The sequence below is a fragment of the Nocardiopsis halotolerans DSM 44410 genome, from assembly GCF_000341065.1.
GTDB lineage: Bacteria > Actinomycetota > Actinomycetes > Streptosporangiales > Streptosporangiaceae > Nocardiopsis > Nocardiopsis halotolerans.
The window spans coordinates 9,015-19,292 of record NZ_ANAX01000043.1; the positions used below are offsets into that span (position 1 = coordinate 9,015).

A 10,278-nucleotide genomic window follows, 5' to 3' on the forward strand; every position below is an offset into this window, starting at 1 on the left:
CGCAGCAGCAGATAAAGCCCTGCTCGCGGGGTCGCGGCCACCAGCTCATACGCCGGATCGAGACTTCTCGTCCATACCGCGGCGATGCCGAGCACCGGAATGACCGGGGCCAGCAGCAGCACCAGCGGACGGCCTCCGGGAACAGCGAAGAACGAATCGACGGCCACAGCCAGCACTGCCACCAGTGCCGCACCAACGACCCACGGAAGCATCACCGGCGAGGTCCAGCCCGCCAACCGTGCCAGTCGCCCCCGGCGGGGTACGGGCGGGCCGGTGGTCAGGGACGGTGCCAGTGCTTCCCAGGTTCGATCGACTAGCGCCGCCGTCCGGGGCGCCTGGCCGGGCACTTCCTCGGCGAGGCGGGCGCGACAGGACGGGCAGGATTCCAGGTGCGATTCCAGCGACCACAGCACCTCGCTGGCGATCGCGTCAGCGCGCGCGTAGCGGCGGATCAGCTCGATGGAAGCATGCGTCTTGTGCTGGTCGTTCATGACAGTGCCTCCCGCATGATGATCCGCGCCCGGCGCGCCCGAGTCTTCACGGTTCCCTCCGGCAGTCCCAGCAGCACGGAGGTCTCCCGCACCGACAGCCCGTCGATCACCATGGCCTGCAGCACCTGCCGCAGTTCGGGTGCCAGCGTGTTCAACGCGCTTCCCAATTCGCCGCTGACCGCTCCGGCTAGCGCTTCGTCCTCCGCGGCTGGTGCGGCCACCGGTTCGGCGGCTTCCGGAGGCGGATGCAGATACCGCGCACGGCGCCGGAACGCGTCCACGAGCCGGCGCGCGGCGATGGTCCACAGCCACCCCGCGGCGCTGCCGTCCACCGCTGTCCCGGCAAAACTTCCCGCCGCCCGCCATACGGCGAGGTAGGACTCCTGCAGCACCTCGGCCACGATCTGCTCATCGCTGCATCGGCGCCGCAAACGTAGGGCCAGCCATGGCGAGGTCCGGCGGTACAGCTCCTCGAAAGCCGCCCGGTCCCCCTTGGCAACCAAGCGGACGAGGCCGGCCTCGTCGGCCGACTCGATCGCTCCCCGAGTTCTTCTCACGCTTGGCAAGACGTGGCGGATCCGCGATCGGTTCTCACAAAGGAGTGATGCGAGTCACATTGCTATTGCTTGTGCCGCATCGGTCACGATTCTCCCCGCCGCGGCGTGGTTCATCGAACGGGGGAATTGGGGTCACGACCGGGGCAGATCGGACGCGGAGACCCTCACTTTCCCCATCTCGATGAAAACCGGCCAGGACAGGGCAGCCCCTGAGAGTTCATCTCAAAAGCTCAGCGAAGTAGCTCTGCGCCTGGCATGATCACACTCTGTGATTGATGTGTTGCCCGACGGGCTCTGGAAGATCGTCCAGCCGCTACTGCCCCCGCCACCGAAGACCGGTCGCCCCCGCGCCGACCAAAGAGCGGTACTCACCACCGTGCTGTTCGTCCAGGCCTCCGGCTGTTCATGGGAGAAGGCCGACGGCCTCTTTGGCGTCACCGCCCGTCCAGCGACAGGTCGGTGCTCAGGACCAGGGGACTCGGTCCGTGTGGGGGAATGGTCGAAGTCCCCCCTCGGACACGAACGAAGGCCCTGCTCAGCAGGGCCTTTCTTGTTGCCCGGGCCATGGGGACGGCCGGGAGCGGGGACGCCGGCCCCCGCCGTCGAAGGACCGGCCGCCCCGGGGCCCGGAGGGGCCGCCGGCGCCGACGTGCCCAGCCCGTACCCAGCCCCGGCGGAGACGCCACAGACGCCCGGGAGGAAGCGCTTCGCCTCGGGCGAGGGCGCCCCGTGGTGTGCCGCCTCCCCGCCGTCAGGGGGCGAAGCTCTCGTTCTCCTGCTGGAACGAGGTCAGGGCCCTGTTGACCTCGTCGGGGAGCCTGGGGGAAGGCGTCCGGGGGGTCGGCACCTGGAGCGGAATGAGCTGTGACGGCTGCGGGCGCTGGGAGGGACCACTGTGCACCATGTGTTCGATACGGTCCGGATAGCCGATGAACCCCTGCGATTCGTGCCACGCGTACCACGCGCCCCGCGTCGTCAGCGGGTCGAACCCCCATGTGGCGACCCTCGCCGCGGCCTCGTTCTCCACTGTCGGGTCGGCCTTCGCCGCTCGCTGCCTGGTCCTGCGCATGACGAGGAACGTGACCCCCAGTCCGGCGAACAGCACCATCGGTACGGCCCGTCGGATGATCGGTCCGCTGGGGTTGGGGTTGATGGCTTCGCAGTCGGCCTCGTTCATGATGAAGTTGTCCGGGTCGTCGAGGATCTCGAGGCATTCCGCGTAGGTGAGACGGTCCCTGCCCGCGGACTGTTCGAGGGACTCCGAGAGCGCCCCGCTCATGATCTGAAGGAGCATCATGAGCGCGAACAGGCCGGAGAGGGCGAAACTGACGAGGGAGGCGACCTTGAACCCGGTCTGCCGCAGACGTGCCGGGTGACTCGTGAAGCGCCGCCTCTCGTCAGGGGGGACCTCGCCCTGTGCTCGCCTGATCGCGTCCGCCCACACGGCGTTCCAGACTCGTTCGCGGTTGCGCAGGAACGGTATGAGGACGGCGGCACGCCGCTGCCAGTCGACGAACGCCTCACCCTCCGGCGTCTGCCGCCACATCGAGAACTCGTGCCGGGCGGTCTGTTCGGCCATGGCCTGCTGAAGCGCGTGCTGCTCCTGCTGGAGTGCGAACTGCTGCTCCTGCGTCCTCGCCATTCGCGCGCTGTTCGCGGCGGTGATTCCGTTGAAGACCATGCTGGCACCGCTGGTGAACGCGATGCCCTTCAAAAGCTCCGTGTTCTGTGCCGCCGACCGGGCGGTGCTCGCGGCCGAGTCCTTGATGCCTCTCAGGTGCTCCGCGCTTTTCGCGGTCGATCTGTCGATGTTCCTCAGATGGTCTTTGGGAGTTTCGAACATGCCGCCGTCGACCCTTTCTGCTCATACGTGGATGAGATCCTTGCGTGGAGTCGCCAATGACGCAGAGTGACGGGCACCCCCCGACCGACTGGGACTCATAACCCACGGAAGAATGACGGGCACAGCGAGAACACTGGTTCACCACCCTCCCCGGGCATCGCCTCGGCTTGGACGATCATAGCGACGGGCCTCGCCGGCGGAGAGGCCCCGTCGGGCCTCCCCCCGGAATGCGGTGAGGGCGCGACCGGGTCGCGAACCAACCAGGGAGAACCCGTTCCGCCCCGGACGAATCGGTGGGACATATTCCTTTTCCTCCCTGGTCACAGCCTTTTTCGGCCGCGTTTTTCCCGCCCCCCGGCGTCAAGGGCGCGGGGATTCGATTTCCCCTCGGACGCGGACGAAGGCCCCGCTCCACGGGGCCTTTCCTGTCGCGCCCACCACCGTCGTCGGCGCTCCGGTGACCCGTGGGCGCGGGAAGGACGTGGTCGGGGGCCGGGGTGCGCCGACGGCGAGAAGGACGTTCCCGTGGGGATCCCGCTCTCCGGCGGAGGGGCGGGGTGTCAGGAGCGGCCCCGGGCGCCGGCGCCATCGGCGGCGCGGACGCCCAGCCCTTCAGCCGTGGCGCGCACGATCTCCTCCCACGGCGTCGCCTCGATCCCGAAGACCTCGGTGGTCACGGCGGCGTCGATGACGTAGGGGGCGTCCCACTGGTAGAGCAGCTCGCCCATCTCGCGCAGGAACGGAGAGAACGGGAACGTCGCCCGCAGCAGCGGCCGCGGGATCCTGACCACGGAGGGGCGGGCCGCGCCGGAGGCCCCGGCCAGGTCGGCCACCATCTCCCGCACGGTGCGCGCCGGCGGTGAGGGGACGTGCCAGGCCCGCCCCCAGGCCCGCTCGTCGACGGCCGCCGCGGCCAGGACGCGGGCCGTGTCGGGAACGTAGGTGACGCTGTGCACCTGGTCCGGGTCCCCGAAGGTGAACACCCGGCGCCTGGTGCGCGCCTGTTCGGCGTAGAACTCGAGGTAGCTGGCCGTCGGGTTCATGGCGCCGACGTAGTCGGAGGCGCGCACCTCGGTCACCCGCACCGCGCCCGCCTCGTGCCGTGCCAGGGCCTCCCGCCAGATCCTCGTGCGCATCCGGCCCTTGTGGTCGGTGGCGGCCAGGGGCAGTTCGCGGTGGATGGGCCCCTCGACCGGGCCGTAACCGTAGAGGCACCCGCCGATGGCCAGCACCGCCCCGGTCCTCTCGGCGGCCTCCAGCAGGGCCGCGGCCAGCGGAGGCCAGTGCCGCTCCCACATGTCGTACGACGGGGGGTTCGCGCAGTTGTGGAGCGCGACCGCGCCGTGCGCGTGGCGGGCGAGCGCGGCGGCGTCGGTGGCGTCGGCGCGCACACGTTCGACCAGGGGGTGCTCGGGACCGCCGCCGGAGCGGGTGACGATCCGGACCTCCTGCCCCGAGTCGGCGAGGTGGCGGGCGAGCGCGGTGCCGAGCGCACCCGCACCGACGATGACGTGGAGAGACATGACAGACCCTTCTTGGAGAACACTGATCTCAGACAAGAACAATGTTCCACCATCAGGGCGCCCAGTCAAGAGCACTGTTCACGTTTCGCATCGCCGCTCTTCCCATGGCACACTCGCCGTATGGCTGGTATCCGAGACCGCGTCCGCGCCGAGTTCATCGCCGAGATCACCGAGGTCGCCCGCCGCCACCTCGCCGAACACGGCGCGACCGGCCTCTCCGTGCGCGCCGTCACACGCGATCTCGGCATGGCCGCCTCCGCGGTCTACCGGTACTTTCCGAACAGGGACGCCCTGCTGACGGCGCTCATCGTCGCCGCCTACGAGGGGCTGGGGGCCGCGGCCGAGAAGGAGGAGTCCGCCGTCGACCGCGACGACCACGCCGGACGGTGGGCCGCCGTCTTCCGGGCGGTACGCGCCTGGGCGCTGGGACACCCGCACGAGTACGCCCTCATCTACGGCTCACCGGTGCCCGGTTACTCCGCGCCGCGGGACACCACCGAACCCGCCACCCGAGTCGTCCTGCTGCTCGCCCGCGTCGCCGCCGACGCCCCGCGCACGCCAGGCCCGGCGTCCCGCGACCTCCCGCCCGTCCCCGCGGACCTGCGCGCCGACGTCGAGGCCCGCGTCACCGCCATCGCCGCCACCATGGACCCCGACCGGGCCGAGACGCTCACGGCCCTGACACCGGAGACCGCGCTCGCCGTCATCGACGCCTGGACCACCCTGTTCGGCACGGTCGGCTTCGAACTCTTCGGCCAGTACGACGGAGTCATCGACGCGCGCCAGGCCCACCTGGAGCACGTGGCGCGCACGACGGCACGCGCCGCCGGCATCCCCCGCGCCTGACGACGCTCCGCTCCCCTGTCCACGCGGTGGGGTGAGCCGCGTCCAACGCCGCACGTCAGGCCCCATCGCCGCTCGCGAGCCCGTCCCCTCCCGCTCCGCCCCTCCCCGCCGACGTCCTCGGCGGTCATCAGCCCTGCGCTCCGGCCCCGTATTGACGGGTCCCCGTGGGCGTCCTATCCTGCGTATCTAAAGTACTAGTTACGTAGATAAATGGGGTCCTCGGTGATCGAGTTCCATCTTGACCAGCGGTCCGGCCTCTCGCCCTACCGGCAGGTGGTCCGCCAGGTGCGCCAGGCGCTGCGGCTGGGCCTGTTGCACGAGGGTGACCAACTGCCGACGGTCAAGGAGGTGGTGGCCCAGCTGGCGATCAACCCCAACACGGTGCTCAAGGCCTACCGGGAGCTCGAACACGAGGGTCTGGTGGCCGCCCGGCCCGGGGTGGGGACGTTCGTGACGGCGACGCTGGCGGACGCGTCGCTCACCGCGCACGGTCCGCTGCGGCAGGAGTTGCGGCGCTGGTTGGCCAAGGCCCACCGGGCCGGTCTCGACGACGAGAGCATCGAGGCTCTGTTCCTGGAGACCCTGCGGACCGCCGCCCAGCAGGACATCGCGTGACCGCCGCCGTGCGCGCCGACGGGTTGGGGAAGCGCTACGGGCGGCACTGGGCGCTGACCGACTGCGCCCTGGAGATCCCGGTGGGGCACGTCGTCGGACTGGTGGGACCCAACGGGGCGGGCAAGACCACGCTGTTGGGCCTGGCCAGCGGCCAACTGGCACCCACGACGGGCGACATCACGGTGCTCGGCGACCGTCCGGGGGCCGGCCCGGAACAGCTCGCCAGGGTCGGTTTCGTCGCCCAGGGGACCCCCGTCTACGACAGGTTGAGCGTCGCCGACCACCTCCGGTTGGGCTCCCGCCTCAACCCCGGATGGGACGACGCGCTGGCGCGGCGGCGCGTCCAACGGCTCGGCATCGATCCCGGCCGCCCGGCGGGAAGGCTGTCCGCCGGGCAGCGCGCCCAGCTCGCGCTGACGATGGGCCTCGCCAAGCGGCCCGAGCTGCTCCTCCTCGACGAGCCGGTCGCCGCCCTGGACCCGCTCGCCCGCAGGGAGTTCCTCCAGGGACTGATGGAGGCCGCGGCCGAGGGCGGACTGACCGTGGTCCTGTCGTCCCACCTGGTCCCCGACGTGGAACGGGTCTGCGACTACCTGGTCGTGCTCGTCGACTCCCGGGTCCGCGTGGCGGCGCCGGTCGACGACCTGCTGGCCACCCATCACCGGATCACCGGACCACGCCGCGACCCCGCCCGGCTCCCGGGGGACCGCCACGTCGTCTCCGCCAGCCACACCGACCGGCAGAGCACCTTCGTCGTCCGCGGTGACGCTCCGGTCCACGACCCCACCTGGATCACCGGTCGGATCGGTCTGGAGGACCTCGTCATCGCCTACATGGACCCGACGTCCACCACCGTCCGCACCGAACGCGACGGCCACCGGACCACGCTGAGGGTGTTGCGATGATCTGGCTCGCCTGGCGCCAGTTCCGTGCCTCGGCCGCGTCGGCGACCGCGGCGCTCGTCCTGCTGGCCGCGGCCCTCGCCCTCACCGGCCCGGGTCTGGCCGAGGAGTACGCCACGGAGCTCGCCGCCTGCGCCTCCGTCGAGGGAGGCGGCGGATGTTCGGTCCCGGGCCAGCGGTTCTTCCGGGACCACCGGACCGCTTTCTTCGCCGTCACCGGGCTCGTGCTCGCCATGCCCGCCCTCATCGGGATGTTCTGGGGGGCGCCGCTGGTCGCCCGGGAGTTCGAGGCCGGCACGCACGCGCTGGTGTGGAGCCAGAGCGTCACCCGGACCCGGTGGCTGGCGACCAGACTGGGCCTCGTCGGCCTGGCCGCGGTGACCGTCGCCGGTCTGGGGAGTCTCCTGGTGACCTGGTGGTCCCCTCCCCTCGACACGGCCGCCAGCACCCTCTCACGCATGGAGCCCGTGCTGTTCGCCGCACGCGGCGTCGTTCCCGTCGGCTACGCGGTCCTCGCCCTCGCCCTCGGCGTGGCCGTGGGGATGCTCGTGCGGCGTCTCCTCCCCGCCATGGCCCTCACCCTCGCGGTCCTCGTCGCCGTCCAGATCGCCGTGCCGGCCCTGGTGCGGCCCTCCCTGCTCCCGCCGGTCCGCTCGACCATCGAGATCAGCGAAACGAACGCGGCGGGGTTCAGGGTGGCCCGCGTCGGCCCGGACCGGGTGACCGTCGACGCGGGGGACACGGGTGCCTGGCTGCTGTCCAGCCGCACCGTCAACGCGTCGGGGCGGGTCGTCGGGACCGTCGACGTGCCCACGTCCACGGGACCCTGCGGGCGCTCCCCCGAGGCGGGTCCCGGGGAGTGCCTGGCCGAGATGACGCGGCTGGGCTACCGGCTCCAGGTGACCTACCACCCCGCCAGCCGGTTCTGGCCGTTGCAGTGGATCGAGACCGGAATCCACACCCTCCTCGCCCTCGGTCTCGCGGGCTTCTGCCTCTGGCGCGTCCGACGTCCCTCATGACCCGACCCACGAACACTCCCGAGTGAGAAAGCGCGGTGACCCCCCATGGACGAGACCCACGACACGCGGCACCACGAGGCCGACGACCCGCCGCCCCGGCCGTCCGACACGGACAGCGGCGCGAAGCGGTCGCACCGGTGGTGGTTACCGACCCGCCGACGCGCCGTCGTCCCGGGAGTCGCCGTCCTGGTGCTGCTGGCCGGAGGAACGGGGATCGTCCTCCTCAGGGACGACCCGACCACACCCCACGAGGCCGCGGAGGGCACCGGCACGGCGGCCGAAGCGGCGTTCGCGTTCGCCGAGTGCGTGCGCGACCAGGGCGTCAGCGACTACCCCGATCCCACGATCGAGTCCGACGGCGGCGTCTTCTTCGAGGGCGTCTCCCGACTCAGCGCGCCGCGCGAGCAGGTACGGGCGGCGCAGGAGACCTGCCGGTCGATCCTCGACGAGGTCCGGCCCACCGACGGAGGCGGGAGGCACGAGGTCGCCCCCGCCGCGGAGGGGTGGGAGCGGATCGTGCCGGGGGGCGACTGCCGGTGCGCGGACGGCTCGGAGTACGGCTTCCACGTCCGGGAGGCGGACCCCGAGAGGGTCGTGCTCTTCCTCGACGGCGGCGGTGCCTGCTGGTCCGCCGAGACCTGCGCGCCCGGCGGTGACAACGAGTACCAGAGGACGGCCGACGGACCTGACGGTGAGGGCGTGTTCGACTTCGCCGACGAACGCAACCCGTTCGCCGGCCACTCCTTCGTGTTCGTGCCCTACTGCACGGCGGACGCCCACCTCGGCGACGCCACCACCGAGTACACCGCCGACCTCACCGTCGAGCACAGGGGCGCCGTCAACGCCGGTGCCGCCCTCGACCACCTGACGGAGACCTTCCCCGACGCCGCCGAGGTCGTCGTGATCGGCGCGAGCGCCGGTTCGATCTCCGCGCCGCTCTACGCCGGTCTGGTGTCGGACCGCCTCCCCGGGGCCGACGTCATGGTGGTGGCGGACTCGTCGGGCTCCTACTCCGACGTGCCCGCGCTCAACGACATCCTCAACGGTGGCGCGTGGGGGGTCGGCGACGCCTTCCCCGCGCTGCCCGGGGGCCTCGACCCGGGCGCCGGACGCTGGAGCGCGCCGGGGCTCTCCGTCCGGAGCGGGCGGTACGACCCCGACATCGTGTTCGCCCGCTACGACCACGCCCGGGACGAGAACCAGGCAGTCCACCTCGAACTCGCGGGCGTCGACGGGGACGACCTCCTCGCCCGCATCGACGCCAACGAGGCACTGATCGAGGGCGCCGGAGTGAACGTCCACAGCTACACCGCGCCCGGTGACGGACACGTGGTGTTCGGGAACGACCACTTCTACACCGAGAACGTCGGCGGCGTCGCGCTGGTCGACTGGATCACCCGGCTGCACGGGGGCGAACCGGTCGACGACGTGCGCTGCACCGACTGCACGGAGGAGTAGGCCACGTGCGGGCGGCCCCGCGGCCACCCGCACGGCTCCGCGGCCCTGGTCGCCAGGGCTGGCGCGGTGCGCGGCTCCGGTCGGCTCCGGTCGGCTCCGGTCGGCTCCGGGGCCGCAGACCCTACACCCCGTGCCGCGCCCTGACGCCCTCCAGCACCAGGTCCAGCACCTGGTCGAAGTAGGTGTTCTCCATGGCCAGAGTCTCCGGCTCCGACACCGCGGCGGTGACGGCCTCCCGGTGCCCGTCCGGGGAATCCGCCCTCGTCACGCGCATGGTGACGGCGGACGTGGCCGCGCCGAGGATCTGGTTCGACACCGCCCGGATCGCGACGGCCTGCTCCTGCTCGTCCCCGCCGGACTCCCCGAGCGCGCTGATGATCCGCCTCGACAGGGCGACCGCGTTCGGGCCGATCAGCGGCCGGGAGCCCGCGAACTCCGCCGCCCAGGCGTGCGCGGCCAGGGCCGTGTAGAACCGGTGGGCGGTCTCCCTGACCGCGGTGTCCCAGGGCGCGTCCGGAGCGGGCAGGGCCGAGGCGGCCTCCGCCAGGACCTCGTCCACGGCCAGGTCCACGAGGTCCTCCCGGCGTTCCACGTACCAGTAGAGGCTCGTCGCGTGCACCCCGAGCTCGGAGGAGACCTTGCGCATCGTCAGCGCCGATGCGCCCTCCCGGTCGAGCAGCGCGATCGTCGCGGCGACGATGCGTTCGCGGCTGAGGGCGGGCTGGGAGCGGCGGCGGCGCTGCGGGCGGCGGAAGACGCTGTCGAACTGCTGGTCGGATCCTGAGTCAGCCATGTCCAACAGCATACAGCGCATCATACGTTGTCGGTTTCTCTCCAACGGTGTATGTTTCCCAGCATGGTTACCGACTACTCCACGACGCGACCGCACCCGTCCGCCCCCGACCCGGCCCGCACGACGGCCGTCGCCGCCCACGGCCTCACCGCCTTCCTCGTGATCGCCTTCGCCTTCTCCTGGACCGCGTGGTGGGCCGGCTCCCGCCTGTTCACCGGCGGCGACCCGACG

General features: G+C 71.6%; 10 protein-coding genes and 1 pseudogene. 7 read left to right on the plus strand and 4 right to left on the minus strand.

Going from position 1 to position 10,278, the window contains the following annotated elements:
* Positions 1–487 precede the first annotated feature (487 nt).
* Entirely contained in the window at positions 488–1,048 is a 561-nt protein-coding gene (locus tag D455_RS0103405) for an RNA polymerase sigma factor (RefSeq protein WP_017569364.1), read from the minus strand.
* Positions 1,049–1,325: 277 nt separating this feature from the next.
* On the opposite strand from D455_RS0103405, the gene D455_RS36095 reads away from it, so the two are divergent.
* Positions 1,326–1,916 (plus strand): transposase, encoded by a 591-nt coding sequence (locus D455_RS36095; RefSeq protein WP_394296613.1) that lies wholly within the window; start codon positions 1,326–1,328, stop codon positions 1,914–1,916.
* Here the strand turns inward: D455_RS36095 and D455_RS0103410 are convergent.
* Together D455_RS0103410 and D455_RS0103415 are read right to left on the minus strand one after the other, a co-directional pair.
* Positions 1,800–2,891 (minus strand): hypothetical protein, encoded by a 1,092-nt coding sequence (locus D455_RS0103410; protein WP_017569365.1) that lies wholly within the window; start codon positions 2,889–2,891, stop codon positions 1,800–1,802. The genes D455_RS36095 and D455_RS0103410 overlap by 117 nt on opposite strands.
* 560 nt (positions 2,892–3,451) lie before the next feature.
* Positions 3,452–4,414 (minus strand): NAD-dependent epimerase/dehydratase family protein, encoded by a 963-nt coding sequence (locus tag D455_RS0103415; protein WP_017569366.1) that lies wholly within the window; start codon positions 4,412–4,414, stop codon positions 3,452–3,454.
* Positions 4,415–4,534: 120 nt separating this feature from the next.
* Here D455_RS0103415 and D455_RS0103420 point away from each other — a divergent pair, with 120 nt between their 5' ends.
* The 5 genes from D455_RS0103420 to D455_RS32045 all read left to right on the plus strand — a co-directional run bounded on the left by D455_RS0103420 (position 4,535) and on the right by D455_RS32045 (position 9,254).
* Positions 4,535–5,260: a TetR/AcrR family transcriptional regulator gene (locus D455_RS0103420; protein ID WP_017569367.1), complete on the plus strand. Its 726-nt coding sequence runs from the start codon at positions 4,535–4,537 to the stop codon at positions 5,258–5,260.
* A 210-nt stretch (positions 5,261–5,470) separates the two neighbouring features.
* Positions 5,471–5,875: a GntR family transcriptional regulator gene (locus tag D455_RS0103425; RefSeq protein ID WP_017569368.1), complete on the plus strand. Its 405-nt coding sequence runs from the start codon at positions 5,471–5,473 to the stop codon at positions 5,873–5,875.
* The gene (locus D455_RS0103430) at positions 5,872–6,780 is read left to right on the plus strand and encodes an ABC transporter ATP-binding protein (protein WP_017569369.1); all 909 of its coding nucleotides are present in this window, start codon (positions 5,872–5,874) and stop codon (positions 6,778–6,780) included. Before D455_RS0103425 ends, D455_RS0103430 begins: the two co-directional genes overlap by 4 nt.
* A complete protein-coding gene (locus D455_RS0103435) occupies positions 6,777–7,796 on the plus strand; it encodes an ABC transporter permease (RefSeq protein WP_017569370.1) in 1,020 nt (339 codons plus the stop codon). The genes D455_RS0103430 and D455_RS0103435 overlap by 4 nt, the downstream gene beginning before the upstream one ends.
* Positions 7,797–7,841: 45 nt before the next feature.
* On the plus strand, positions 7,842–9,254 hold the full coding sequence (locus tag D455_RS32045) for a pectin acetylesterase-family hydrolase (protein ID WP_017569371.1): 1,413 nt from the start codon (positions 7,842–7,844) through the stop codon (positions 9,252–9,254).
* A 121-nt stretch (positions 9,255–9,375) separates the two neighbouring features.
* Here D455_RS32045 and D455_RS0103445 read toward each other — a convergent pair whose 3' ends face one another.
* Positions 9,376–10,059, minus strand: coding sequence for a TetR/AcrR family transcriptional regulator C-terminal domain-containing protein (locus tag D455_RS0103445; RefSeq protein ID WP_017569372.1), 684 nt, complete (start codon positions 10,057–10,059; stop codon positions 9,376–9,378).
* Positions 10,060–10,098: 39 nt separating this feature from the next.
* On the opposite strand from D455_RS0103445, the pseudogene D455_RS35050 reads away from it, so the two are divergent.
* Positions 10,099–10,278: pseudogene (locus D455_RS35050) on the plus strand (CPBP family intramembrane glutamate endopeptidase); the annotation flags it as partial.